Origin of the sequence: Priestia filamentosa (assembly GCF_900177535.1) — a bacterium.
Classification (GTDB): domain Bacteria; phylum Bacillota; class Bacilli; order Bacillales; family Bacillaceae_H; genus Bacillus_I; species Bacillus_I filamentosa.
The window spans coordinates 575,874-602,473 of record NZ_FXAJ01000002.1 but is presented as its reverse complement, the minus strand read 5'-3'; the positions used below and the strand labels follow the sequence as shown (position 1 = coordinate 602,473).

The 26,600-nt window shown below is 35.8% G+C and carries 22 protein-coding genes; 7 read left to right on the top strand and 15 right to left on the bottom strand.

What is annotated here, in order from left to right:
* Positions 1-400: 400 nt before the first annotated feature.
* Genes B9N79_RS10015 through B9N79_RS09995 form a run of 5 tightly spaced genes read right to left on the bottom strand, consistent with a single transcriptional unit; the run spans position 401 to position 4,509 of the window.
* Positions 401-1,603: an FAD-dependent monooxygenase gene (locus B9N79_RS10015; protein WP_019394383.1), complete on the bottom strand. Its 1,203-nt coding sequence runs from the start codon at positions 1,601-1,603 to the stop codon at positions 401-403.
* Positions 1,604-1,630: 27 nt separating this feature from the next.
* Positions 1,631-2,743 (bottom strand): cupin domain-containing protein, encoded by a 1,113-nt coding sequence (locus tag B9N79_RS10010; protein ID WP_019394384.1) that lies wholly within the window; start codon positions 2,741-2,743, stop codon positions 1,631-1,633.
* Positions 2,744-2,763: 20 nt separating this feature from the next.
* The gene (locus tag B9N79_RS10005; protein ID WP_019394385.1) at positions 2,764-3,261 is read right to left on the bottom strand and encodes a DinB family protein; all 498 of its coding nucleotides are present in this window, start codon (positions 3,259-3,261) and stop codon (positions 2,764-2,766) included.
* Positions 3,261-4,220: a fumarylacetoacetate hydrolase family protein gene (locus B9N79_RS10000; protein WP_046217288.1), complete on the bottom strand. Its 960-nt coding sequence runs from the start codon at positions 4,218-4,220 to the stop codon at positions 3,261-3,263. Before B9N79_RS10000 ends, B9N79_RS10005 begins: the two co-directional genes overlap by 1 nt.
* A gap of 34 nt (positions 4,221-4,254) precedes the next feature.
* Positions 4,255-4,509, bottom strand: coding sequence for a YciI family protein (locus B9N79_RS09995; RefSeq protein WP_019394387.1), 255 nt, complete (start codon positions 4,507-4,509; stop codon positions 4,255-4,257).
* Positions 4,510-4,892: 383 nt separating this feature from the next.
* Here B9N79_RS09995 and B9N79_RS09990 point away from each other — a divergent pair, with 383 nt between their 5' ends.
* The 3 genes from B9N79_RS09990 to B9N79_RS09980 all read left to right on the top strand — a co-directional run bounded on the left by B9N79_RS09990 (position 4,893) and on the right by B9N79_RS09980 (position 9,147).
* Positions 4,893-5,657 carry an IclR family transcriptional regulator gene (locus B9N79_RS09990; protein ID WP_040057591.1) on the top strand — a complete coding sequence of 255 codons (765 nt, stop codon included), beginning with the start codon at positions 4,893-4,895 and terminating at the stop codon, positions 5,655-5,657.
* A gap of 337 nt (positions 5,658-5,994) precedes the next feature.
* Positions 5,995-7,362: an MFS transporter gene (locus tag B9N79_RS09985; protein ID WP_040057592.1), complete on the top strand. Its 1,368-nt coding sequence runs from the start codon at positions 5,995-5,997 to the stop codon at positions 7,360-7,362.
* Positions 7,363-7,800: 438 nt separating this feature from the next.
* Positions 7,801-9,147 (top strand): MFS transporter, encoded by a 1,347-nt coding sequence (locus B9N79_RS09980; protein WP_040057593.1) that lies wholly within the window; start codon positions 7,801-7,803, stop codon positions 9,145-9,147.
* Positions 9,148-9,657: 510 nt separating this feature from the next.
* Here the strand turns inward: B9N79_RS09980 and B9N79_RS09975 are convergent.
* The 4 genes from B9N79_RS09975 to B9N79_RS09960 form a co-directional block, all read right to left on the bottom strand.
* Positions 9,658-10,305: a class I SAM-dependent methyltransferase gene (locus B9N79_RS09975; RefSeq protein ID WP_046217287.1), complete on the bottom strand. Its 648-nt coding sequence runs from the start codon at positions 10,303-10,305 to the stop codon at positions 9,658-9,660.
* A gap of 35 nt (positions 10,306-10,340) precedes the next feature.
* Complete coding sequence (locus B9N79_RS09970; protein WP_040057595.1) at positions 10,341-10,955, bottom strand: class I SAM-dependent methyltransferase; 615 nt, start codon at positions 10,953-10,955, stop codon at positions 10,341-10,343.
* A gap of 462 nt (positions 10,956-11,417) precedes the next feature.
* Positions 11,418-12,860, bottom strand: coding sequence for a GntP family permease (locus B9N79_RS09965; RefSeq protein WP_040057596.1), 1,443 nt, complete (start codon positions 12,858-12,860; stop codon positions 11,418-11,420).
* Between the two features lie 288 nt (positions 12,861-13,148).
* Positions 13,149-15,137: a YjhG/YagF family D-xylonate dehydratase gene (locus B9N79_RS09960; RefSeq protein WP_040057597.1), complete on the bottom strand. Its 1,989-nt coding sequence runs from the start codon at positions 15,135-15,137 to the stop codon at positions 13,149-13,151.
* Positions 15,138-15,796: 659 nt separating this feature from the next.
* Here B9N79_RS09960 and B9N79_RS09955 point away from each other — a divergent pair.
* The 3 genes from B9N79_RS09955 to gucD all read left to right on the top strand — a co-directional run bounded on the left by B9N79_RS09955 (position 15,797) and on the right by gucD (position 19,147).
* Positions 15,797-16,564 (top strand): IclR family transcriptional regulator, encoded by a 768-nt coding sequence (locus B9N79_RS09955; protein ID WP_019394394.1) that lies wholly within the window; start codon positions 15,797-15,799, stop codon positions 16,562-16,564.
* 73 nt (positions 16,565-16,637) lie between these two features.
* A complete protein-coding gene (locus B9N79_RS09950; RefSeq protein ID WP_040057598.1) occupies positions 16,638-17,531 on the top strand; it encodes a fumarylacetoacetate hydrolase family protein in 894 nt (297 codons plus the stop codon).
* A 149-nt stretch (positions 17,532-17,680) separates the two neighbouring features.
* The gene (gene gucD / locus B9N79_RS09945; protein WP_040057599.1) at positions 17,681-19,147 is read left to right on the top strand and encodes an alpha-ketoglutaric semialdehyde dehydrogenase GucD; all 1,467 of its coding nucleotides are present in this window, start codon (positions 17,681-17,683) and stop codon (positions 19,145-19,147) included.
* 229 nt (positions 19,148-19,376) lie between these two features.
* Here gucD and ureC read toward each other — a convergent pair whose 3' ends face one another.
* The 6 genes from ureC to B9N79_RS09915 all read right to left on the bottom strand — a co-directional run bounded on the left by ureC (position 19,377) and on the right by B9N79_RS09915 (position 24,490).
* The gene (gene ureC / locus B9N79_RS09940) at positions 19,377-21,086 is read right to left on the bottom strand and encodes an urease subunit alpha (RefSeq protein ID WP_085118205.1); all 1,710 of its coding nucleotides are present in this window, start codon (positions 21,084-21,086) and stop codon (positions 19,377-19,379) included.
* On the bottom strand, positions 21,083-21,460 hold the full coding sequence (ureB, locus tag B9N79_RS09935; protein WP_085118203.1) for an urease subunit beta: 378 nt from the start codon (positions 21,458-21,460) through the stop codon (positions 21,083-21,085). The genes ureC and ureB overlap by 4 nt, the downstream gene beginning before the upstream one ends.
* Positions 21,457-21,774: an urease subunit gamma gene (gene ureA, locus B9N79_RS09930; RefSeq protein ID WP_040057656.1), complete on the bottom strand. Its 318-nt coding sequence runs from the start codon at positions 21,772-21,774 to the stop codon at positions 21,457-21,459. Before ureA ends, ureB begins: the two co-directional genes overlap by 4 nt.
* A 309-nt stretch (positions 21,775-22,083) precedes the next feature.
* Positions 22,084-22,536, bottom strand: a complete 453-nt coding sequence (locus B9N79_RS09925; RefSeq protein ID WP_040057657.1) for a DUF2383 domain-containing protein — start codon at positions 22,534-22,536, stop codon at positions 22,084-22,086.
* 354 nt (positions 22,537-22,890) lie between these two features.
* Positions 22,891-23,574, bottom strand: a complete 684-nt coding sequence (locus B9N79_RS09920) for a DUF554 domain-containing protein (protein WP_019394402.1) — start codon at positions 23,572-23,574, stop codon at positions 22,891-22,893.
* Between the two features lie 97 nt (positions 23,575-23,671).
* Positions 23,672-24,490 carry a MerR family transcriptional regulator gene (locus B9N79_RS09915; protein ID WP_040057658.1) on the bottom strand — a complete coding sequence of 273 codons (819 nt, stop codon included), beginning with the start codon at positions 24,488-24,490 and terminating at the stop codon, positions 23,672-23,674.
* A gap of 519 nt (positions 24,491-25,009) precedes the next feature.
* Here B9N79_RS09915 and nikA point away from each other — a divergent pair.
* Positions 25,010-26,599: a nickel ABC transporter substrate-binding protein gene (gene nikA, locus B9N79_RS09910; RefSeq protein WP_082023594.1), complete on the top strand. Its 1,590-nt coding sequence runs from the start codon at positions 25,010-25,012 to the stop codon at positions 26,597-26,599.
* Position 26,600: the final 1 nt, after the last annotated feature.

Here is a 26,600-nt window from a genome sequence, read left to right as displayed (position 1 = left end):
ACTCCCCATACCTTTATCATTATACGCAGGGTAAATAGATGAAGAATGACTCTAAAGAGTGATTTGTGAAGGAGGATATAGAGGATTCATAGAACGAAAGTGAAAATCAATTGAGATCTGTATTTCATTAATCAAAAAAGCCTGGAAGGCAATATCCAAGCTTTTTACTGTCTATCATTCTTGTTATGCCAACAACCAATCAACTATAAAGAAGACCGCCTTGTACACTAATAGATACAAGGCGGTCTTTATAGATTTTACTATTTATTAAAGAAGGCTAAATCCTTTTCCTATAAGTTTATATATCATTTAAATAGATTAATAACATCATATCATAGCATCTCTAACCTAGAGATGATTAGCAAGAAGAAGTTTTTGTTTATATCTTCCTATAGTTTTCCTAACTTGTGCTAACTTCTTTACTCATTAGTTTTTTATGTCCATATAACCAGTCTATCATTTCAAATTCTTTTGCCTCTTTCTTTTTTAAAAGTGTATCGCGTAGTAAGATAGAGACAGGATTTTCTGCATGGATAATTTCTCCCCATGTCCGAGCACTTTTTTGTACCTTCGCAGTACGTGGAAGCCGTTCTTCTTGGTAATCTAAGAAAGCTTGTTGAAAATTTTCACCATGAACGTGCAGCATATCAGCTAAATAAGAGGCATCTTCTAATGCTTGACATCCACCCTGTGCTAAGTATTGAAGCATTGGATGTGCAGCATCTCCAAGAAGTGTGAAGTTCCCTTTTGTCCAATTATCAATTGGTAAGCGATCATACATAGGCCAGCGAATTTGACGGTGAATGAAGGTAAGCGCATTCTCAACAAGTGGATGACATCCTTCAAATACTCTATCCATTTCTTCTGGTGTTCCCCATTCATCTGAATCTGGCTTGTAATTTTGACTTTTGAATACAACGACTTGATTATACAATTCACCTTTACGAACAGGATACTGCACAAGGTGAAGATTAGGACCAATCCACATAATTACATCATCCATATTCGCATCATTGCTAATCTCTTCAATTGGAACCGTACCGCGGTATGCTACATAATGAGAGCAAATTGCCTCGTCATCATAGATGTACTTACGAGTTTTTGACCAAAGACCATCTGCACCAATGACGGCTTTTCCGATGAATTGTTCCCCTCTTTGGTTAGTAACTGTAACGCCTCTCTCATTTTCCTCTACCTTGTCAATAATTTGATCATTGATAAGGCTAATCAATGGATTTTTCTCAGCTGCTTCTACTAAAATGCGATGTAAATCTGAACGATGTAAGACAATATAAGGAAAGCCATACTTCTCTTTAAACTCACTACCTAAATCTAATGCCGCCAATTCCTTTGCAGTATATACATCTTTTAAAACAAGTCTCTTTGGAAATACAGCAACTTTGGTAATTTCATCAGCTAAACCAAATCGATCTAAAACCGCCATTGCGTTTGGCCCCATTTGGATACCCGCTCCAATTTCCCCAAATTGAGGAGCTTGTTCTAAAATTTTTGTTTTATGACCAGCTTCAGCAGATGCAAGAGCTGCTGCTACCCCTCCAATTCCGCCACCAATGATAATTACTTTCTGTTCTTGATTAATCATCATGTTATCCCCCTTATCCAATGATCCTTATACGAGTGCAGGTTTAAATTCTTCTTTTGTTTCTTGATAGCCATTATTACGTTCATATGCCACTTCTTGTTCAAGATCGAATTTTTCCATAATCGGCAAATCATTTACAGAGAAAAAGAAAGTGTCCTCTAATGCTACATGCTCATGAACTGCCCAGTTCGGAATGATAAAGTAATCCCCTTTTGACCAATCAAAACGAACACCGTTAATAATACTGTAGCCTGAGCCTTTAAATACTTGATAAATCGTTGAATGAGTATGACGGTGAGCTTTTGAATGAAAGCCTTTTGGTAGTTTTTGAATCCATGCTCCAATATTCGGGTTTGCTGTTTGCCCGTTTGATGGATTAATAAATTCAACGGCATAACCGTCATATGGATCTGGCTCAAAGCATGATAAGCCATTAATGGCTTTCAATGTTTGATTCCATTTATAAGCGCCAAGTGGTGCAACCTTAGGATAACGGTCAGAAATTGGGCGAACCATCCCACCTTCATAACGCTGTGCAGAGTAATTATCTGGTACTCTTGGCTGTTCGATTCTTTCAGGATACGGCTCAAAGAACGTACCACCCATCATATAAATGGTTGGGATATCAAGTACATCCATCCAAATCATTGGCTCTGTCCCCTCATGACCATGGCCATGCCAAAGGTTTTTTGGAGTAATCACAAAATCTCCTTCTTGCATAAAAATACGTTCGCCTTCCACAATAGAGTAAGCGCCTTCACCATGTGTAACAAAACGAAGAGCATTTTGTGTATGACGATGAGACGGGGCCACCTCACCAGGTTGCAACAGTTGTACTGCTGCATAAAGGGTTTGAGAAGTAGAGGCCCATCCCCATGGCTGTCTATAGTCTAACCCAGGGTTTTGAAGATAAATGGCTCTTCGCTCACCACCGCGCTCAGGAGTGAAAATTTGGGCAGCCTCCCCTAATTTTTTCTCAAGCAAATCCCATTTCCAAAGATATGCTTGTGCATGAGGTTCAGGCTGATGATGCATGAGTTCTGGAATTGCTTCCCAAAGCGGTCCAAGATTATATTGTCTAATATCTTTTGTAAAGTCTTGGACAATTTTACTTTTAAAAAAATCCATTTTTTCAGCCATTCTTTATTCCTCCTAATCTATTATTTATTGACCTTAGATAAATTACGTTCAATTTGTCCTAAATGCTTACTTGCATGTTCAACAAGTAAATGATCCACGATAAATGAAATAGGCTTTGTACCAAAGCGAGGATTTCGGCTTGGGGCTTCCATCGCTAATTTTCTCTCATCTAACTTGCTAAGGGTATTCTCCACTTGTAACTTAACTTCCTCAAGCTTTTTTAACGCATCTAATAGAGAAGTGTTATGAACTTTACTTTTTTCAACAGCTGCTAAACGCGCTTCATCTTGGAGACCTCGTCCCCACTCTTTGCCTGGATTCTCTAGAAGTTGTTCAATTTCATTAAGCCAATAAGGAAGAGCTTCTGCTAAATGACACAGAATTTGCATAACAGACCATTCTTCTTCAGTGGGATTCCAACGGAGTACCTCATTAGAAAGTCCCTCTGAGATTTGAATCACTTGGTCAAGCGATTGTTGGACAGATGTGATAGAATCTTTAACTTGTAAAATAGTCATTATCCTTTCACCTCGATTACTTCTTTGACACTTGCTACACGGTTTTCAAGGATACCAATTTGATCAATTTCAATTTTGACAATGTCACCGTCTTTTAAGAAGGATTGAGGATTACGTGCAACTCCTACGCCACCAGGTGTACCTGTTAAAATGACATCACCTGGCTCAAGCGTCATTAATCCTGATAGAAATTCAACTAAATACTGAACAGAGAATACTAGATTTTCTGTATTAGAACGTTGACGTTCTTCCCCATTAACAGTTAAAACCACTTCTAACCCTGATGGATCTTTAAGTTCATCGGAAGTAACAAGCCAAGGTCCCATTGGAGCACTTCCATCAACTGTTTTTCCTTGCAACCACTGAATTGTCCGACGTTGAATATCTCGATATGTCACGTCATTAACAATGCTATATCCAGCTACATAATCAAGAGCCTCTTCTTGCGATACGTTTCTTGCGCGTTTGCCAATAACAAACGTAAACTCTGCTTCATAATCAAGCTGTTCTGAAATGGGATGAAATGGGATATCATCTTGTGGTCCAATTATCGTATTAGCAAACTTAGCAAAGACAACCGGATGTGGTGGAAGCTCACGTTTCATTTCTAAAATATGTTCACGGTAGTTGTGACCAACGCAGATGATTTTCCCGGGCGCTGGAACAGGTGCTTCTACTTTTACTTCATTTATCCCATACAGGAATTTGTATCCGCTATCATTTTTATTTTCTAATGCATACTCAACGGCATCTTTCGCAAGTTCTACGCTTTCTTTTCCACCTTGTAAAAATCCAGTCATATCTGCAGGAACAAATGCTTCCGCAATTTGTTGAGCACGAATTTTCCCTTCTGATGCAAGTAGAGATTTATAAGCAGTATGTAGGTCAACTACTTGGTTGTTAACGATAGCTCCTACGCGTTGTTTCATACCTTCACGGGTAAATGTAATTAGTTTCATTAGTAAACTCCCTTTCATTCTGAAATTTTTACAGTTAGTTAGCATTCCATTCTTTAACTTTGTAAACGCATTCATTATCTTGATTCATAGGATCCTTTGCAACAGTTGCTCTTGCTTCTTCTAAAGAATCAGCTCCAATAACATAAGCTCCTCCAGTTTGATCTTCAAAACTTCCTGCTATAAAAAGGATTTGAATTTCTTTTAAATTTTGCAAAAATTCACGGTGTCCTTGAATGAAGTTACCTGTAAAAGAAGGTTTTCTTTCAATTACAACGAGAAACTTTTTCATATCATCACCTCATTTCCAAATAAAAATTCAACAAATTATCTTTATAGATAACTTTGTTCACTATTTATATAATAAACTTAATCCATTTCTTTGTAGTTGTCAATATTATCTGAAAATTATTTTTAAATAATTAAACAATCATTTTTCCAAGCTTCTCCTATCTAGATGTTATAATTTATTTATTATGACGGCGGTTCTCGCTTCGACCAATGGTAGAAACTTTTATATACAGTAAGCTGTATTATCCTGTTAATAGAAATACTTCATTCAATAGTTTCAACTGTATTTTAATTAATCTCTACTTTTCTACTGTTACATGAACTGCCATCATGCTAATATAATAAGTCTTATTTCAATCTTTCAATCGTATGAGGAGGATCTTAATGGAAGGCATTAAGAAAGGAACAACAATTCAATCACTAGAAATAGGCATGAGTATCGTAGATTTAATAGCGAAACAAGGAAAGCCTCTAAAATTCTCCGATATTCAAGATTTAACTAAAATTACAAAGAGCAACCTGTATAAATATCTTAATACGTTGACTCAATTAGAAATTCTTTATCGAGACAAGGACTCTGGAGCATATGTATTAGGAAGTAAGCTAATTGAATATGGAATGATTGCTGCAGATCAAGAAAATGCCGTTGAACGCATTGCCCCGTATCTACAAGAAATCAATGAAAAAAGCTTGAATACTGTTTTATATTCCGTTTGGACACAAAATGGCCCCATGATTGTCAGAGAGTTTAAAACCAATCAAGGACAAGGGTATAACATAGGAGCTCAAATAGGGACTTTTCTTCCACTTCTTTCTGCAACAGGTAAAGTATTTGCAACCTTTATGGATGAACACATCATTCGTGAATGGAAAGAAAAAGAGCTGAAGCAAGCTTCTCCAGAAAAAGCTAAACACCTTGATGAAGAGTACAAATCAATTCGCGAGAAAGAAATTTCTTTTGCTAGAGAACCGCTTGTTTCATCTGTATCCTCAGTTTCTTTCCCTGTATTTGATTACAAAAAGGACGTTCTTGGAGCAGTTACGATTGTAGGCTTTTCTGAGTTAATCCCTCATCATGAAGAAGAGGAACTTAGTAAATATTTAATAAATATAAGCAAAGAAATATCTAGAACTTTTGGATATAAATAATATGTAGAATAAAAGCACAATAAAAAAAAGTGGGATAATCCCCACTTTTTTTATTGTGCTTTTCTAAAAAATCCTCCGAAAAATTCTCTATATAGATTTATTTGGATGAAATTCCTTTCTTATAAATCATGGTTTTTGATAAAAGATTATCAGAACAGTATAAAAATTAAAAATTTTATGTTGAAAACATGAAAATACCCCGTTATAATCACTAATAAGTAACCTAGTTAACTATTTATAGAAAAAGGAGGTATTATCAGAAGAGCAATGAATTCATCCGCAAATAGGTAAGCGCTATCATTTTTCTAGATTTATTTAAAACTAAGGGGGAGCACATTTGGCTTACATTAATACGACAGAAATTATTAATAAAAGTAAATTTAACCGTTTTCATTTAAGATTGCTCTTATGGAGTTTTCTTATTATTGCATTTGATGGATATGATTTGGTTGTCTATGGGACTGCTGTACCAATCTTAATTGATAAGTGGAATCTTACGGCAGTTGAAGCCGGAGCAATGGGAAGCTACGGACTATTTGGCATGATGTTCGGTGCCATTTTCTTTGGTACCCTAGCTGACCGGATCGGCAGGAAAAATGTTATCGCTATTACACTGATATTTTTTAGCTTATTTACGTTTTTATGCGGCTTTGCTGAAACGCCAACGCTTTTCTCTACCTTTCGTTTTCTAGCAGGTTTAGGCCTTGGAGGCATCATGCCTAATGTGATTGCTTTATTAACAGATTATGCCCCTAAATCAATAAGAAGTATGATTGTATCGATTGTATTATGCGGCTATTCAATCGGTGGAATACTTGCACCTTTATTAGGAATCTTTTTAATTCCTACATTCGGTTGGGAGTCTATCTTTTGGTTTGCAGGGCTTCCTTTGCTAGCTCTTCCATTCATGTATAAGCAGTTACCTGAAACAGCTAGTCACCTTATTAGAACAGGAAAGAAAGAAGAACTAATCTCTACTCTTTCTAAAGTGGATAATGAATTTGCTTTTAATGAAAACGATGAAATTATGGAAGTGAAAGCACCCGAAACAAAAGTTCCAATCCTTGGTTTATTTAAAGATAATCGCTCTTTAAGCACTATCATGTTTTGGATTGCCTTTTTTAGTTGCTTGTTAATGGTATATGGTTTGAATACTTGGCTTCCTAAACTAATGATTGAAGCAGGATATGGATTGACGTCAAGTTTGGCTTTCCTTATCGCTCTTCAAGGTGGGGCTATTGTTGGAACCCTTATTATTGGCCGACTTTGTGATAAATACGGATTTAAAAAGATGCTCGTTCCAATGTATGCTTCAGGAGCCATTGCCTTAACACTACTCGGATTTAGTGGGAATATCTCTGTGATTTATATATTAGTAGCCATTGCGGGTGCTGCAACAATCGGGGCGCAGAATATTGTACAAGCTTATGTATCTCAGTACTACCCTCCTTATATCAGATCTACAGCTTTAGGAGTAGCGTCTGGCATGGGCAGAATTGGTGGTATGCTTGGACCACTTTTAGGGGGCTTCCTTTTAACCGTTACTTTACCAATTCACTTAAATTTTATTGCTTTTGCCATTCCGGGTTTAATTGCGGCCATTACCCTAGCATTAGTACCTGGAAAATACGCTCATTCTAATGAAGATGATCTAGAGTTAGAGCCAACTAAAACAAATGTAGATAAAACATACACGTTTGAGTGACAATATTTCTCGACGAGAGCCATGATAAGGTCGGGTGGACAGGTCTTATTCCTTTCACTCTTTTTGAACCTTCACATACTGCTCTAATCAAATTTGAGTTTATAGATTTTATTAATTTACTGTAAGGCTTTGCTTTCTAATTAGCTTAACATCATACCTAACATTAGTTATGCAAGCGTTATCATAATCCAACTTGAAATCTAGAACCTTATGTGAGTTAAAAAGCTTGTCGTACAAACGGGTCCTCCCTATCGATTATTAAACTGATAGATTGTTTAAAACATAGGAGGACTGTATTTTTAATCCTTGTTCCTCTCTATAAAAAGTGAACAGAAAGAAATCGATTCCATTCATTTATCCCGTACTACAAAAGTTTACTACATGCTTTACTTTTTTAAACCGTTGAGAAAAAAGGATATATGTAAGGAGATACAAGATATGAAGACAATCACGGTTAGTGAAATCATTGAGCATCAAAAATTTAGTCGCTTTCATTTAAAACTATTGATTTGTTGTATGTTTATTATTATTTGCGACGGCTATGATATGTTTATGTTAGGAACTATTATCCCCTCTTTAATTCAGGAGTGGAATATTAGTCCAATTGAAGCAGGTGCTCTTAGTAGCTATGCTTTGATAGGAATGATGTTAGGTGCCCTAATTTTTGGACCAGTTGCAGATAAGATGGGAAGAAAGAACGTAATTTTAACATGTACAGTCATCTTTTCTGTATTCACCTTTACTTCAGGATTTGCAAATGGGTTTATAGCGTTTGGCATACAACGGTTTATCGCTGGATTAGGATTAGGTGGAGTTATGCCAAATCTTGTTGCGTTGGTAACAGAATATGCTCCTAAAAAACTCCGAAGCACACTCGTTTCCATTATGTTTAGTGGGCATGCATTAGGTGGTGTAGTTGCATCGATTGGAGCCATTTATTTAATCCCTAGTCTTGGATGGAGATCTGTTGTATGGTTAGCTGCCCTTCCTTTACTTTTTCTCCCTATCCTTTATAAAGTACTGCCAGAATCACTTAATTTTTATGTTTTGCGACATCAAAAAAAATGCTTAGTTTGCCTTCTTAATCAAATTAATAAGGAAAATAACTATGGAGAAACGGATGAATTTATTATAAATACAGAGATACATACAGGGTTCCCTGTTAAAGGATTATTTAGTGAAAAACGCGCTTTAAGTACCCTAATGTTTTGGCTTTCTTTTTTTATGTGTTTATTGGTTATGTATGGTTTAAGTACATGGCTTCCTAAAATTATGCAAGGTGCAGGCTATCCTTTAGGATCGAGCTTAACCTTCTTATTAGTACTAAATGTAGGCGCAGTGATTGGAGCGATCGTTGGCGGGAAATTAGCAGATCGATTTGGATCAAGAAGAATCCTGATTTCCTACTTTCTAGTAGCCTTCTCTTCTCTTTTACTTTTAAGCTTTAAGCCAAATATGATTTTCCTTTATATTTTATTAGCAATTGCTGGGGGAACGACAACTGGAACACAGATTATTATAAATGCCTATGTGTCACAATATTATCCATCAGCAATTAGATCAACAGGTATTGGATGGGCACTCGGAATCGGTAGAATTGGTGGGATTATGGGACCAATGCTGGTAGGCATTTTATTAAGTCAGCAATATTCTTTACAGGTTAACTTTTTAGCCTTTGCTATTCCATGTCTAATTTCTCTCTTTGCTATCTACTTTGTTCAGGAAAAATACAGTCAAGATCATCAAGTAATAACACCGAGTCAAAATATTAGTGAAATCCTTTAAATTTGTAAATTATCATATAAATAAAAAAAGAATCCTTTGCTTATTTATAGCAAAGGATTTTCTCATTTTAAATACAAATAAGTGGCACAAGCTCTATCGAACAAGGGAGTGATTAAAATAGTAGATCAGTTTTTGTTTTCATTCTCCATGTTCTTCCTTCTTCTCCTGTAACCAGCATAACTTCCACCGAATATTGCAACAAACATACTTATCCACAACCAAATGTTCATCTTATTAAACATCCCCCGGATGAATATATTTTTCAATTATAGTCTGCTAAATCACTACATGCAATAAATATACTATAAAAGGTAATTAATTACTTTTTATTTTTTCCGAAAACATCTATTCTTGTTATTCAAAACCTTATATATCAACAATGGATAAAGCGGAAAAAAGTAAAAGTCCAAATCCCTTTTCAAACAAAGGATCTGGACTTTTCTAACTTCACTAAAGATATATTATGTGAAGCAAAATTCAACAAATAATTTATATATTCAAACCTTCATATTAATCTTTTATTAACACAGCTCTAAAACAGTTTAGCTCCCCCCATATAGTTGAAACTAAAACATTATCCGGTTTATCAAATGAGTAATCACCATGAAATTTCAATTTCACCTTATCAAGTAGTATCTTTAACTCCTCTAGATTAATAGCAGGATAGTCAAAGGTAACGATAAGTAAGCCTTGATCTTTTAATGTTCTCCTAAATTCCTTAAAGGTTTGCTCCATATCTTCTTTACTTAGATGTTCTAAAACAGAGATACAGAAAATTTTATCAAAACTCTTATTTTGATATGGGAGGTTTGTCAAAGAGGACTGCGAAAAATGGATAGGAGTGAAAGAATGTTTAAGAAAAGAGTCGTCAATTACGGTTCCATAAGTATCCTCAATATCTTTAAGGATAGAGGATTTGGATAGAATTCTGCCATCAATATCACAAGCGTATACTTCTTTGCATTTATCAGCTAAATAAAATTTTAATGGATGAGAAAGTCCACAGGCTGCATCTAATACAATATCCTCAGTCTCAGCAAAATTCTTTGCCCATCCATATTCATGAGGTCTAGTCTCCCAAGTATTTGGTAAGTTAAAGACAAAATGCTTTGAATATGGATCAATTTCAAGGATAAATCTTGAAGTAAATATACTCATCGTTCTCCTCCTTTGGCTGAGGATAAATTATATTACTAAACTTTTTCTAAAATAATAAAACTTGCCCCTGACAATTCCTTGTATTTTTGTTCAATAATTTCCATAACTTTGTAGTCTCCGTATTTAGATAAGCAGCTTAAAATATCGCGATCTTGAATTGTTGGAATACCGTACACAAACTCTTCTGGTTTAGTAATCCTCGTATACAAAATAATATAAGTAGCTTTACAAGAAAAAATATCATCTAAAGTTTTCCAGAAATCATCTTCATTTGTAATATGATATAAAACGTCTAAACATACTACTAAGTCACTTGTGAAATATTCATTATTCATAAAATATTTAGGATTATATAGGAGAAAACTTTTTGTCTTATCTTTTTCAAACGTCTTTGAGCATATATCTATAGACGTTGGTGAAATATCCATCCCTAAGTAGTTAGGGTAATTCATATATTTCAATTGATTTCCATCTCCACATCCAAATTCGATCACCTTGTGAATTTGTTTCTTATTTATAAACTGATTAATTATATCTGCCTTGAATTGTGCTAAAACCCCGTAAGACCCTTTTCCCGAATTCCCTCCATTTGAATAGTTCTCTTCCCAATAGTCAATATAGCTAAATTTTTCTCCAGTTTTATCACCCATAATTTCACTCCCTCAAAAATACTGACTTTAATTATAGATGAACAGCAAACGTTAACACTCTTAGATGTTGAAAGTGAATGCCCCTTACTGTTAACCCTTCGCTCCTGTTATAACTGTTTTTATACAGCTTTATTATTAATTCGTAATTTATACCTTGCTATTCATATGCTATTTATAAAAGAAAAAGAACTCTCCTTATTGCCCAGGAGAGCTATTTTTCCCTTCTTAAATTGAATATATATCTTCTGTATATCTAACGAGGGACCTCTCATTTTGTTTAAATATCTTCTCCCTTACGTTCTTCACTTTTATTAAAGTACGATCATTTATTTTATGTCTTTTTCTTAGAAATGGAGCGGGCCTTGTTATTGTAGGGGGATGATTATAACGAACCTTATTAAATATTAGGGATAATTTCACTTCTCTTAAACTATCCCTTGTTTTCCCAAAAGTTTTATGCCGTTATATCCCCAAAGCGTTTCTTTTATCTTTAGATCGCTCAAACATACTTAAATATATTGCTACTATACTAATAAGAATGATTACTGCTCCTGAGATAATTAAGGATGCATCTAATAATAAAATAAACACTAATCCTGCTACAGAAGTAATTGTGGAAAGTATGGTCCATGTTGAAAATGTTTCTTTCATGCTTAACCCAAAATATTCTTTAATCATCCAAAATCCTGCATCATTAACATGCGAGCAAATTGAGCTGCCTGCTCCAGTTGCAAGAGTTACTAAGGCTAAATTAGCATCGTATTGAGCCAGCATTGGAATAACTAATCCTGCAGTAGATATAGCTGCAACTGTAGCTGATCCCAAAGATATACGTAATATCGCGGCAACTAACCAAGCAAGTATGATAGGTGACATTGAAGTTCCTTTAAATAATTCTGCTACATAGTCCCCTACCCCTCCATCAATTAGTACTTGCTTGAACGCACCTCCACCTCCGATAATTAATAGCATCATACCAATTGAGGCTATTGATGATGTACAAGAATCCATCACTTCTTTTATTGGAATATTTCTCGCTATTCCCATTGTATAGAATGCAAGAAATAAAGATATCAACATTGCAGACGAAGGATTTCCTATAAGACGGACAATTTCTATTAATAGATTATCTTCAAATCTTACTGATTTTTGAACCATATCAAGCATTGTAGATATAGCCATTAATAAAACAGGGAACATTGCAGTCAATACGCTTATCCCGAAACCTGGTGTTTCTTCAAATTGGAATGTTTTTTGTTCTCCTAAAGAAGCTATATTACCTGTTTTGTTAAACGCATGAGGTACAATTTTTTTAGCAAGCTTCGTATAGAGAGGACCTGCTAAAATGACGGTTGGTATTGCGACAATAATACCGTAAAGTAAAACTAATCCAATATCCGCACCGTATTCACCAGCTATTACTGTTGGTCCTGGATGTGGAGGTAAGAAACTATGAGTTGCTAATAAGGCTGCAGCCATAGGGATACCTAGGTGTAAAATGGAAACTCTTAATTCTTTCGCAATTGAAAATACAATTGGAATTAATAAAACTAATCCTACTTCGAAAAATAGGGCTATACCTACAATAAACGAAGCAACTACAACAGCCCACTGAATTCTTTTTTCTCCAAATTTGTTAATTAAGGTCATTGCAATACGCTGGGCTCCCCCTGCATCAGCGATTAACCTACCAAGCATTGCACCAAGTCCAAATATTAAAGCTATATGACCAAGTGTACCTCCTAATCCACCTTCAATTGATGTAACAACATTTCCTAGAGGCATTCCAAGCGCTAAAGATACAATAAAAGATACAATAATTAATGAAACAAATGTATTTAATTTGAATCCAGTAATCAAAATTAGCAACAGAATAATTCCAATCACTACTATAAGTAATGGCATAATAACCCCCCAAAAAAATAATTAAAATATTTTTATTTGTTAAACTTACTAAAACGCTGACCCTATATTTTAATTAGTAACTCTAGGATGCTTCTGCTATTTTGTTTACTAGTCATAAAGTTTATTTATTTGAAAAGACACCTTTTAGAAACCGCTTTCATTTAAAGCCATGAGAGAGTTTTAACGCACCCCTATAACCATTCTCCTAACTACTTAATAAATCAGAAGAATAAACTATACAGTTTAAAAAGCAAGGTCTTAAATGTGCTTTAAAATTGCAACAATAGATTAATTTTGAACTAGTGTTTTTTCTTCACCTAATGCTTTTATTCCAGCTTTTAGAACTTCAATAATTCGATCTGTATCATAGATATTTCCGCGCCAAGTTCCTCCACTTACGGATTGAAGCGCAGCCCATAAACGAGTATCATCTGGAAGACCAGGATCTGGCGTGAGGTCTGGATGAAGGTCACGTTCTTTCAAGACTTTAGTTGCTTTTTCTAAAGAAAGTCTTTCGTTCTCAGTTCCAACAAAATTAATGGAACCTACTAACTGATTGCGGTCAACCATGATTTCAATGACATCTCCATCACACAATTTCCCAATTGCTCCCCCAGCCAATGCCTCAGGTCCAACATGTCCAATACAAGCGCCAGTAGAAACACCTGAAAACCGTGCATCTGTAATCAAGGAGACATGTTTTCCAAAAGACAAATGTTTTAATGCCGATGTTAGTTGATATGTTTCCTCCATCCCTGTTCCTGAAGGACCACCGCCCATAACAACCATTACATCTCCTGCTTCAATTCCTCCTGTTTTAATAGCTTTTATGGCTGCCTTTTCCGAAGTAAAGACCTTAGCTTTTCCTGTATGTCGATACACTCCATCTTCGTCTACCACAGATGGATCAATGGAAGTTGATTTAATTACTGACCCTTCAGGAGCAATATTTCCTTTCGGGAATGTAACTGTAGAAGTTAGACCTTTTTCTTTTGCTTTGACTGGGTCCATGATAATATCATCAGGATTAATTCCATCAGTTTCTAATAAGTGTTTTTTCATCATTGCACGTCTTTCAGATTTTTCCCACCAATCGAGGTTTGCACCAAGGGTTTCTCCGGTAACTGTTAATACATCTTCATGCAAGACACCTAATTTTCTTAAATGAAGCATAACCTCTGGAACCCCACCTGCTAGGAATACCTTAACCGTTGTATGACCAACAGGACCATTTGGTAGTACATCAACTAAGCGAGGAACTTTCTTATTGATTCTAGTCCAATCTTCAACAGCGGGTATCTTACAATTAGCTGCATGAGCAATTGCTGGGATATGAAGGAGTAAATTTGTTGAACCTCCAAAAGCCGCGTGAATCACCATAGCATTTTCTATCGCTTTATCTGTAATAATATCTTTGGTGGCTATCCTTTTCTTTTCCAATTCTAAAGCTGCACGCGCTGATTGCTTAGCCATCTCAATCCATATTGGCTGACCTGAAGGTGCTAGTGCCGAGTGAGGTAAAGCTAGTCCAATAGCCTCTGCAACAACTTGGGAAGTGCCAGCTGTACCAAGGAATTGACACCCTCCTCCTGGTGTAGCACAAGCACGACATCCAAGGTCAGCAGCTTCTTGTAAAGTAATTTCGTTGTTTGCGTATCTTGCCCCAATTGTTTGAATTTTTCCTGCGTCTTCTCCATTTGTAGGTGGAAGAGTAACACCTCCAGGGACAATAATAGTTGGCAAGTCGTGCATTGATGCTAGGGCTACCATCATCGCCGGAAGACCTTTATCACATGTAGCTACCCCAATAATTGCCCGACGTGTAGGCAATGATCGAATTAATCTTCGATAAACTATAGCCGCATCGTTTCGAAAAGGCAGAGAATCAAACATACCGGTAGTTCCTTGAGAACGGCCATCACATGGATCACTTACGAATCCTGCAAAAGGAACCCCTCCTTGTCTACTAATCTCTTCAGCTGACGCCTTCATTAATAAACCTATTTCCCAATGGCCAGTATGATAACCTAATGCAATTGGAGTACCATCATGATTCCTAATTCCACCTTGAGTACCGAGAATTAAAACTTGTTTTCCAAGGAGATTTGAAGGTGCCCATCCCATTCCAACATTTTGAGATAATCCAAAAAGGTCACCACTTGGTGAATCTAGCAACATTTCTGATGTAAGTGGGAGTGAACCGTCTGCCCCTTGTGAATGAGTTTGAACTTTATAAAGAGATACATCCTCTTTGCCAAATATCGATTGCAATGACATATGTATTCCTCCTTTAATAGAATTTTTTATTTCAAAAAAGAAGTATCTTAATGTTTCTTACATAGTTTCCTATTAATTTTGGACCCATATTTATAGTAATTACTATCATCCTTGCCTACTGCTAATTCAATTTTTATAATCTGAAACCTTGAATATTTTTGGGACTGCTCCTCCTTGTATATACTCTATCTAAACCACTCCTTTTGTTTTATATTACAAAACAACGTTTATCTATATTGAACTTCTCGTTGCCATTTAATAATAATCACAATTATTCTGAAAAGTCAATTAATTTTACAAAGACATTTGTAGCTTACGCTTTCATGTTCCTTATAAGAAACCTCTACATTTTACTCCTATCTGCGTTAGGGTTCTAAAAAGAGATCTAATTATAAAAAAACAAGAAGTTCAATTCTAAGAAATACTACCTTCTAGTGAAATTATGAATCTTGTAAAGATAACCATATAACTAATAACCCTCCCCTGTAGGAATGGGAATTATAAATACATTCTGTATAAATTTTCTTTGCCGTAATAATATAAAGACATTAAATTATGTGGCTTGACTTTTCTCAAAAACTAGTATTATATTTGAATTGTAAGAATAGTTTGTAATAATAAAAACAGGTTCTATAATTTAAAACAAGTAGGTGAAACTCATGCCTGTTATTCAATCAGTAGATCGTGCTCTTCGTATTCTCGATTTGTTCGACGAGCATACACCAGAATTGAAAATAACGGATATAAGTAATAGGTTAGAACTTCATAAAAGCACTGTTCATTCTTTATTGAAAACGCTTTTAAATCATGGCTATATCAGTCAAAACCCTGACAATGGAAAGTATGGATTAGGAATGAAGCTCTTTGAAAGAGGAAACTATGTTATTCAGTCTTTAGACGTTAGAGGTTTATCAAAAAAATACTTAATGGATTTATCAGTAAAAACCGGACAGACTGCCCACTTGGTTATACTCGATGGCAAAGAAGGAGTTTATATTGATAAAGTTGAAGGCCCTATGGCTGTTATTCTTTATTCTAAAATCGGGAAACGAATTCCCCTTCACTGCTCCGCGGTTGGTAAAGCTTTAATAGCTTTTAAAAACCAGGAAGAAATAAAACAAATTCTAAATGAATATGACTATTTTAAGCAAACTGAATTTACCATTACAAATGAGGCTGAATTTTTGCATGAGCTTCAACAAGTTCAATCTCAAGGATATGCAGTTGATAACCAGGAAAATGAGCCAGGTGTGCGCTGTATTGCAGCACCTATTCGAAATCATGAAAATAAAGTTATTGCGGCTATTAGCCTTTCTACGCTTATAGCTCGTGTGGATGACGCTCAGTTAGAGATTTTTAGTAAGCAACTGAAACAAACAGCTTTCCAATTATCAGAACAAATGGGAAATGGGATACCAATTTCATAAATGCGGTTCCCTTCTCTTTTGTCCATATATAAAAACATAGTTTTATATTATAAAACAATAGGAGGCTATTTTTATGCGTATTATTCGATATTTAAATGAGCATTCAAAAGCAACTCTAGCAGCTGTTACAAATGAGGGAAAAGTATACCCTCTTCCTCAAGAAGGATTGATTGAATTAATCCAACAGGCAAACGCACAAAATGTTTCTCCCCTTTCTTTAGTGGAATTTACCATCTCCAAGTCAAAGCCTATTCAATACTCTGTAGAAAATTTGTCGTTACTTGTTCCAATTGTAGCTGAAGAAGTATGGGCGTCCGGTGTTACATATGAACGTAGTCGCGATGCACGTAACTATGAAGCAACAGATGGAAAACTTGATGCAACTACTTTCTATGACAAAATATATGAAGCTGAACGTCCGGAAATTTTCTTTAAGTCTACCGCTGCTCGTACAGTTGGTCCAGGACAGGAAGTTTATATCCGTAGTGATTCCAATTGGCAAATTCCTGAACCAGAGTTAGGCCTTGTTATTAATCGAGATGGTGAAATTCTTGGATATACGATTGGAAATGATATGAGTTGCCGTGATATTGAAGGAGAGAACCCGCTTTACCTACCACAAGCAAAAATGTGGAAAAACTCTTGTTCCATTGGCCCAGCAATTCTTCTTGCAGAGTCTGTAGAAGATCCCTACAATTTTGACATCACATGTCGAATCTACCGCAATGACGAGCTTATAGTAGAAGGAAAAGCGAATACAAACCAGTTAAAAAGAAATTTTGATGAATTAATCTCTTTCCTTATTCGCGACAATGAAATTTTTGACGGTACTGTATTATTGACTGGGACGTGTATTATCCCGTCAAATGACTTTACCTTATTAGATGGCGATCAGATTGAAATTGAGATTTCTAATATTGGTGTTTTGAAAAACCGTGTAAAGTTACCAAATAACATTTTGGTTTGAGTAAATTAGATAGAACAATACCCATACAGAAAAACACTGCTCTGATTTTATTTTTCTAAATTTTCAATAAAATTAACTATAATAACGACTTTGCTATTCAATATTTTGAGATGAAGTAAACTATTTCATGAAATATGGGGGTATATAAGATGAGCGTAAAAACAGACGGAAAAACGTATTTAAACTATATCAATGGTAAATGGGTAACGGCTTCTATTCAAAAAGTTGAGACTAGTATCAATCCAGCCAACCGTTATGAAATCATCGGTTATGTACAACAATCTGAAAAAGAAGATTTAGATTATGCTGTCCTTGCTGCGAAAGAAGCACAAGTTCTCTGGGGAAAGCTATCTGGTGCTGCCCGTGGGGAGTATTTGTATAGGGTCGCAAACGCACTCGAGCAACGTATTGATGAAATTGCGGAAACAATGACTCGTGAAATGGGAAAAACATTTCTGGAAGCAAAAGGAGAAACGGCTAGAGGTGTCGCTATCCTTCGTTATTATGCAGGCGAAGGAATGAGAAAAACAGGTGACGTGATTCCTTCATCAGATTCCGAGGCACTGATGTTCACTACTCGCGCTCCCCTTGGAGTTGTAGGTGTTATCACACCTTGGAATTTTCCAGTAGCAATCCCTATCTGGAAAATAGCACCGGCGCTCATTTATGGAAATACTGTTATTCTTAAACCCGCTCAAGAAGCTGCAGTAACCGCAGCCAAAGTAATAGAATGTTTTGATGAGGCTGGACTTCCAAGTGGTACTATTAATATGGTAACAGGCCCTGGGTCTGTCATTGGTCAAGCGATTACTAACCACCCGGATATTAATGGAATTACATTCACAGGATCTGATGCAGTTGGGAAGTCAATTGGACTAGGTGCTCTAAAGCGTGGTGCTAAATATCAGTTAGAAATGGGTGGGAAGAATCCTGTAATTGTAGCTAATGACGCTGATTTAGAACAGGCAGTGGAAGCAACTATTAGTGGAGGCCTTCGTTCTACGGGACAGAAATGCACAGCTACAAGTCGTGTAATCGTACAAAGTGAAGTTTACGAGCCGTTCAAAAATAAACTTATTGAAAAGATAAAGGAAATAAAAATTGGGAATGGGTTAAAAGAAGACGTATGGATGGGGCCATGTGCGAGCGAAAGCCAGCTTAATACAGTACTTTCTTACGTAAAAAAAGGCATAGAAGAAGGCGCAACATTAATTTATGGCGGTAAACGTATAGAGGAAGAAGCATTAGTCAATGGATTCTTTATGGAACCTACTGTCTTTGAAAATGTTAGTAATGGAATGACCATTGCCCAAGAGGAAATTTTCGGTCCAGTGCTTGCCCTTATCAAAGTTGAGACTTTAGAAGAAGCATTACAAATTGCAAACGACGTGAAATTTGGACTAAGTGCTTCTATTTTCACTAAAAGTATTGGACGCATGCTTTCTTTTATTAATGAGATGGATGCTGGTCTCGTGCGTATTAATGCTGAATCTGCTGGAGTTGAACTGCAAGCTCCATTCGGGGGAATGAAACAATCTAGCTCCCACTCTCGTGAGCAAGGAGAAGCTGCGATTGAGTTTTTCACTTCTATTAAAACCGTATTTGTAAAAGCATAAATAAATTTCCAGAAGCTTATCCCCTATTCATGCTCTATACAAATATGTTCTTGTTATTAGTTATATTCTCATATATAACAATCGGCATAAATAAGAAAAAACATACGGCGTATTCCCTTTGATTGACAAGAGTATGGGCCTTATTAACTTCCCTGAATTGGATTCGGGATTTAAAATCCAAAGAAGCATAAGCGTAAACTTATGCTTCTTTGTTTATCTTGGAGGGCGTTTAGAATAAGAAATAACGCTGTGCTAACGGAACGTGATCAACAGGCTCGCACGAAATTTCTTTTCCATCGGCAAATACTTGGTATGTTTTTGGATTTACTTCAATTTGAGGTAAAGCATCATTAAGCTTCATATCAAGCTTACTTAAGTTTCGGATGTTGCGTACGGGTGAGATGATTTTGGATAATCCTAACTTTTCATGCACACCACGGTCAATGCTTGCCTGCGACATAAAGGTAATGGCTGTAGAAGAGTTAGCTTTACCGTATGACGCATACATTCTTCTCATAAAGACAGGTTCTGGAGTGGGGATAGAAGCGTTAGGATCTCCCATTTGAGCACGTGCAATCATTCCACCTTTTAAAACAAGGTCTGGTTTTACACCAAAAAACACCGGATCCCATAAAACAAGGTCTGCAAGCTTCCCATTTTCAATTGAACCAACTTCATGACTTATGCCATGTGTAATAGCTGGATTAATCGTATATTTGGCAACGTAACGTTTTGCACGTTCATTATCATTCCCCCGTTCACCTGGAAGAGCGCCGCGCTGTTTTTTCATTTTATCAGCTGTTTGCCATGTGCGAATAATCACCTCACCAACTCGTCCCATTGCTTGTGAATCCGAAGACATCATACTAATGGCTCCTATATCATGAAGCACATCCTCTGCTGCAATCGTAGCTGCGCGAATTCTTGAGCGACTAAAAGCAACATCTTCCGGCACGTTTGCATCTAAATGATGGCATACCATCATCATGTCTAAATGTTCTTCCATTGTATTTGATGTGTAGGGCATTGTTGGTGTTGTTGAAGAAGGTAAAATGTTGGAGTAAGAAGCTAGTTTCATAATGTCTGGAGCATGTCCTCCACCTGCACCTTCAATATGGTACGTATGAATGACACGGTCTCCAATGGCTTCGAGTGTATCTTCTAAAAACCCCGCTTCATTTAGTGTATCTGTATGTATTGCGACTTGAATGTCCAATTGCTCGACGACATCCATGCATGTTTCAATTGCGCGAGGTGTTGATCCCCAATCTTCATGAAGCTTAAGACCAACTGCCCCAGCTTCAATTTGTTCGATTAAAGGGGCTTTATGAGAAGCATTTCCTTTTCCTAAGAACCCTACATTTACAGGGAACTCTTCAGCAGCTTCAAGCATTCTTTCCATATACCAAGGACCTGAAGTACACGTTGTGGCTTTACTTCCTGTAGTTGGTCCAGTTCCACCGCCAATCATTGTTGTAATACCTGAAGAAAGTGCAACATCCATTTGTTGGGGACAAATAAAATGAATATGAGTGTCAACCCCACCAGCTGTTAAGATTTTTCCCTCTCCTGAGATGACTTCAGTACCAGCTCCAATGACTAGGTTAGCGTCAACGTTATCCATAATATCTGGGTTTCCGCTTTTCCCTACCCCTACAATTCTCCCGTTTTTCACTCCAACGTCAGCTTTTATAATACCTGTATGATCAATCACAATTACATTTGTGATCACTAAATCAAGGGCTCCTTCCTTAGCTGTTAATCGTCCATTCTGTCCCATCCCATCACGAATCGTTTTTCCTCCGCCAAAGATGACCTCTTCTCCGTACACTGTGCAGTCTTTTTCGATTTCAACCCATAAATCCGTATCTGCTAGTCGGATCTTATCCCCTACTGTAGGACCAAAGAGATCTGCATATTGTCTCTTAGACATCCTCATGATAAAACCTCCTTTGTGCTACCACTATACTTTTCTAGTTTTTCTATTATTTTTTCTTTACGTCGTTTGTCGATAAATCCTTCCGTTATACCATTTAATCCGTATACAGTTTTTCGACCACCTAATGCCACTAACGTTACTTGCTTCTCCTCACCAGGTTCTATTCGAACTGCCGTACCAGATGGGATATCAAGGCGCATACCAATCGCTTTTTCTCTATTAAATGAAAGAGCTCGATTCACTTCTGCAAAATGAAAATGCGAACCAACTTGAATGGAGCGTGATCCTATATTTTTCACGATGAGTTCACATTGAGGCTTGCCTTTATTAATTTCAATTGTACCTTCTGCTATTTGAAATGCTCCCGGTTTCATGCATTTACCTCCTTTTGTATTGGCTGATGAATTGTGACAAGCTTTACACCATCTGGAAATGTTGCTTCAACTTGTATGCTCTCTAACATTTCAGGAACCCCCTCCATTAAATCTTCTACACTAAGCACATGACGACCAAGTTCCATAATCTCTTCAACACTTTTTCCTTCACGGGCTCTTTCGATGACATAGCAAGTTAAATAGGCTGTTGCTTCCGGATAATTTAATAAAACCCCCCGCTCTTTCCTGTCTTGGGCTAGCTGACCGGCAACAACAATTAACAATTTTTCTTTCTCTACTTCTGTTAATCTCATTTCATAAACCTCCTTAATATATACAAAATATGTAAATAAATATAACATAAGACATTACAGAAAGTAAAACACTATTAAGATTTTTCAGATTATTTAACCTATTATATTTTATATTTTTGTTACAAATATATAAAATACAGCAAAAGTAAAATGAAGAAAATTTTAAATTCTCTCAGTATTTATTATTCCCAGAAATATTGTTTATCTCCGGATAGCACTGTTGTTAGCTATGCTAGGTTATCAACCTTAAAAAACGAGGAGCTTATCATAAAAGCTCCTTAGCAGTTCAAACACAGTAATGTAATGAAATCACTGAGAAGAAGTTCTAGAATGTAATTCATATTTTAAATAGTCAACATGCTCTCGTTGTTTTTGTAATATTTCATGAACGAGACATAAACTTTCCTCATCAAGTTTATTTGAAACTAATTCTTCAGTCATTTTGATTCCATATAAATTTTGGCCCTTAATAGCATGTTTTAGAATATCTTGTTCACTAGTAGAAGAATCAAATAGTTGGCTTATAAAAAGCTCTATTTTCCCTATAATTCCTTCACTACTTTTAGGTGTTTCGTCTAGTACTTGAACACGTTTTGAAAGCAATTCTGCATGTTGTTCTAGATCTTTACGAATTTCAATAAAGTGAGAAAGAAGGGAAGAAGAGGAATCGAGATTTTCTATAAAATTTTCGTAAGCATGTATCCCCATGTACTGACCTTCCACTAGTTTATTAAGCGTATCTACTATCTGCTTCTTATCCATTGACACCATTCCTTTCGTTTACATCTTTACCAGCCCGGATTATCCGTATACAAATGTATACTGGATGTGTTGTACATTTTTAAAGGGTCTTATACTAGATATACTTCTAGAAATTAGTGTTGCTTAAAATATAAGTTAAAGTTAATTTAGAAGATCTTCACAAAACTAAAATTCATTTACTTATAAAAGAAAAAAGCGCAATCTCGTTGTTACTGAACGAATTTGCGCTTGTATTACTTCCTTAATATAAAGGTTATGTAAACTAAAGCTATATATAGTTGGTTCTTAAATCTTCTCTTTTTTAAAATGAAATTAATTAGGTTTTATTCTGCCTTCTTTTCAGCTTCATCAGTATCAGAATTGAAATAATTCAATAATTAAAAATAGAAGAGGTGAAACAAGTAAAGCAGGAATAAGGTTTAATGTTTTGAACTTTTTAATTTCTAAGATATTTAACCCTGATGCTAAAATTAGTATTCCACCTACAATACTCAATTCATTTAATAGGCTATGATTAATAGCACCTTCTAGCAAGATTGTAATGAGATAAATTGAGCCTTGCCATATAAATAATACACCCCCAGCAATAGCTATTCCTATACCAAAGGTTGAAGCTAAAACAATGGAAGTGATTCCATCTAATATTCCATTAGCAAGTAAATAGGTATAGTCTTCTTTTAGAGCGGCTTCTATCGGTCCTAAAATAGACAAAGAGCCTATACAGAATAATAAAATGGCCGTCGACAAACCTTCAGCTAAGTTACTTTTAGAAAATTTATTAACCAAGTTGTTAAATCTTACTTCTAAATTAAGTTTTTGACCAATTAACCCTCCTAACGCTAAACTTACAATGAAAAGTACAGGATACTTACTCGAAGGTAAATGATGTACAACAGCATCAATCCCCAACACAGTAGCTACCAATCCCATAGCTTGCATTAAAATATTATGATACTCATGTTTGATTCCCTTTTTAAAGATACTACCTATAACACTCCCTACTATGATTGTAAGTGTATTGAAAATTGTTCCAAACATTGTATGTTCTCCCTTCTGTCTATAAAATAACTTAGAACGTAATAAAACATTAAACCCTCCAGTAGCTGGAGGGTCAAGTGAGATTTTTAACTTTATGTCACAAACGACTATAGGGCACTAATATTTCGGTGACATATTTATTTAAGTCATTCGTCACTCCATAATCAATCAAGGTTATCTCCATTGAATCATCAATTAGTTTGTATTGATGATCTCTCATATATTCCATCAACTTCTTATAATAAGGAGGCGCATCTATATGGGTGCCTTTAAAGCAGATTTGAAGATATTCTCTAGAAGGAAAAATAGTGGTAGGAGATGCCACTTCATCGTCCTCTTCTACTGTCATAAAAACACTTGAATACTTATTAAAAGCCCCCGCATACAAGTCAGATATTGAAATGGAAAGGCCTATTTTCCCTATAAAAATATTTGTTTTAAGATTGAAATTAGTACGTAACTCTGAGATAGGAAATTCAATATCTTCACTTGGACTATAGTCATGCTGAAGATAAGCTACATGCCGCTGAGGTAGTTTCACCTCAGCAATGGTATCAAGTGGTGTATTAATAGCATGGTTAATCTGCAGTAGACGCTGAGAAATTTTCCTTTCAATTGTTTCTAACTCCATTTTTTTCTGAGCTATTTCAGCTTGTTGATTCTTTAACATCATAACCAGATTATCAATGTCCCGGTAGTTAAAAAACTCTAAAAGCTCGCTTATTGGTACACCTAGTGCCCTTAGGTATTTAATTGAATCTAGTCTTTCAAATTGCTGGGTTGAATAATAACGGTAATGAGTCTTATCATCTGTAAACTGGGGACGTAAAAGACCAATTTCGTCATAATATCTGAGAGTGGAGATTTTCATATGGAATAGTTTTGATATCTCTCCAATCGTAAAAAGTTCTTTCATCATAAACACCTCAAATTACTTTTATTCATTCCTCTAAATTTACCATACTATAAAGAGTAGACAAGATAGAGAATATGAATAAACTGAAATTAGTCCGTAAAGATGAAAAGAAAAAGCCCAAATGCGTTTTCAATCAACGTGTTTGGGCTTCCCTTACTTTCCCTAACCTATCATGTAAACTGGCTATATATTATACATGCTTTTTCAGAGGAATAACTCCATCTCACTACCTTTAAAATTAAAGCTCCTACTCCTATAAAATGGTTCGCCATCTTTAGAAGAATATAACGGGATTCTCTTCTTGTAGCCCTTATCCCTGAAGTGAATTTTATAATCTTCCACATTCAAAATTCTCCCCCTCCTCCCTATTTAATTTCAATTATTGAAGAGCAAATGTTCAATCCTAAACGAAATAACAAGTTAGAAATATAACCTATAAAATTATTAATATTGCCAAATAGGAATGATTACGATAGAATATAAATCGTAATCATTACGTATTGGGAGGGGTATATTTAAATGGTTAGAAATAGAGACTGTTATAGGATTTATAATATTTTTCATAGGTACATTAGAAATAATTTTTTAAAAATAGGATTCTTAGTAATTTTTGCGGGTTTATTGAGTGCTTGTGAGAACTCAGCAACAGAAACTAAAAATAAGGAAGAAGGTAAACACGTTCATTTTCTGTATAATTTCTCTACTAATTCTCTTGATCCACATGTAGATTCAAGTTATGTTCCATTAAGAGCAGGAATAACAGAAACACTAGTTCGATTAGATGAAAAAAATTTAACCATTAAACCATGGCTAGCTGAAAGCTGGGAAGGTAAAGATGGTCAACACTGGACAATTAAACTCCGTGAAGATGTTAAATTTCAAAATGGTAAGAAAATGGATGCTAAAGCAGTTAAAGCTTCTCTCGACCGTGCACTTAAAGAGAGTGTTGCTGTGAAAAACGCACTGAAAATTGATAATATTCAAGCAAATGAATACTCCTTACATATTACAACTACTGAACCATTTCCAGAGTTTGTCTCAGAACTTGTAAACCCTAATGTTTCAATTATTGATGTAACAGAAGGTGATATTGTTAACAAACCTATAGGTACAGGGCCTTTTACATTAGAGAGTTTCATCCCTGGAAGCAAACTGGAACTAAAACGTTACAATGATTATTGGGATGGAGCTTCAAAGCTCGACTCTGTAACCTTCTCATTTAATGAAGATGCAAATGCTCGTTCACTTGCCTTAAAGTCTGGGCAGGTAGACATTGTTTATCGTCCCGAAGTAGAAACTCTTGAAACACTAAAAGCAAGAGATGGTATTAAAGTTGAGTCCACAGCAACTTTTCGTGTACATCAGATGACAATGAACATGCAACGTAAAAGTTTACAGGATGTCAATGTACGACGAGCTGTAGATGCGTTAATTGACCGACAAAAAATTGTGGATACTATTCTGCTTGGTCATGCTGAAGTTGCTCAAGGTCCGTTTCTCCCTTTCCTTCCCTTCGCTCCAAAGTATGAAAATAGTCAAGTGGAAAAAGGTGCAGACGTAGCTATAAAACATTTAAAGAAAGCCGGTTATAAGCTTAAAGACGGAAAAATGCAAAAGAATGGAGAACCACTTAAATTTACCTTACTAACTTATTCAGCAAGAGCCGATTTACCATTAATTGCTCAAGTTTTTCAATCAGATGCAAAAAAAATTGGGATTGATGTTGAGATAAAACAAATCGACATTCCAGAGGAATATATGGCATCACACCGTGATTGGGATTTGGCTACTTATAGTAATTTGACAGCTCCTCGTGGAGATGCAGGTTATTATTTAAATGCCACTTATCACCCCACTGGTGCTCTAAACTTTAGTGGTGCAAGTGATCCGAAATTGACAGCTATCATTGATAGACTCAATCAAACAGTCAGTCAACAAGAACGAGCTACACTTTCAGAGCAGGCAGCTAATTATATAAATGAGCGTGTAATCAATTCGTTTGTTTTACATCCTTCAACAATCGTTGCCTACAATCAAGATAAAGTTAAGTATTGGGTAACTACCCGTAGTGAATATTACATGATTACAAATAAACTGGATGTGAAGTAGA

Coding starts and splice junctions, on each gene's coding strand:
- B9N79_RS10015 (WP_019394383.1), bottom strand. CDS start 1,603: ATGATTAATCAAGAACAGAAAGTAATTATCATTGGTGGCGGAATTGGA.
- B9N79_RS10010 (WP_019394384.1), bottom strand. CDS start 2,743: ATGGCTGAAAAAATGGATTTTTTTAAAAGTAAAATTGTCCAAGACTTT.
- B9N79_RS10005 (WP_019394385.1), bottom strand. CDS start 3,261: ATGACTATTTTACAAGTTAAAGATTCTATCACATCTGTCCAACAATCG.
- B9N79_RS10000 (WP_046217288.1), bottom strand. CDS start 4,220: ATGAAACTAATTACATTTACCCGTGAAGGTATGAAACAACGCGTAGGA.
- B9N79_RS09995 (WP_019394387.1), bottom strand. CDS start 4,509: ATGAAAAAGTTTCTCGTTGTAATTGAAAGAAAACCTTCTTTTACAGGT.
- B9N79_RS09990 (WP_040057591.1), top strand. CDS start 4,893: ATGGAAGGCATTAAGAAAGGAACAACAATTCAATCACTAGAAATAGGC.
- B9N79_RS09980 (WP_040057593.1), top strand. CDS start 7,801: ATGAAGACAATCACGGTTAGTGAAATCATTGAGCATCAAAAATTTAGT.
- B9N79_RS09975 (WP_046217287.1), bottom strand. CDS start 10,305: ATGAGTATATTTACTTCAAGATTTATCCTTGAAATTGATCCATATTCA.
- B9N79_RS09970 (WP_040057595.1), bottom strand. CDS start 10,955: ATGGGTGATAAAACTGGAGAAAAATTTAGCTATATTGACTATTGGGAA.
- B9N79_RS09965 (WP_040057596.1), bottom strand. CDS start 12,860: ATGCCATTACTTATAGTAGTGATTGGAATTATTCTGTTGCTAATTTTG.
- B9N79_RS09960 (WP_040057597.1), bottom strand. CDS start 15,137: ATGTCATTGCAATCGATATTTGGCAAAGAGGATGTATCTCTTTATAAA.
- B9N79_RS09955 (WP_019394394.1), top strand. CDS start 15,797: ATGCCTGTTATTCAATCAGTAGATCGTGCTCTTCGTATTCTCGATTTG.
- B9N79_RS09950 (WP_040057598.1), top strand. CDS start 16,638: ATGCGTATTATTCGATATTTAAATGAGCATTCAAAAGCAACTCTAGCA.
- gucD (WP_040057599.1), top strand. CDS start 17,681: ATGAGCGTAAAAACAGACGGAAAAACGTATTTAAACTATATCAATGGT.
- ureC (WP_085118205.1), bottom strand. CDS start 21,086: ATGAGGATGTCTAAGAGACAATATGCAGATCTCTTTGGTCCTACAGTA.
- ureB (WP_085118203.1), bottom strand. CDS start 21,460: ATGAAACCGGGAGCATTTCAAATAGCAGAAGGTACAATTGAAATTAAT.
- ureA (WP_040057656.1), bottom strand. CDS start 21,774: ATGAGATTAACAGAAGTAGAGAAAGAAAAATTGTTAATTGTTGTTGCC.
- B9N79_RS09925 (WP_040057657.1), bottom strand. CDS start 22,536: ATGGATAAGAAGCAGATAGTAGATACGCTTAATAAACTAGTGGAAGGT.
- B9N79_RS09920 (WP_019394402.1), bottom strand. CDS start 23,574: ATGTTTGGAACAATTTTCAATACACTTACAATCATAGTAGGGAGTGTT.
- B9N79_RS09915 (WP_040057658.1), bottom strand. CDS start 24,490: ATGAAAGAACTTTTTACGATTGGAGAGATATCAAAACTATTCCATATG.
- nikA (WP_082023594.1), top strand. CDS start 25,010: ATGGTTAGAAATAGAGACTGTTATAGGATTTATAATATTTTTCATAGG.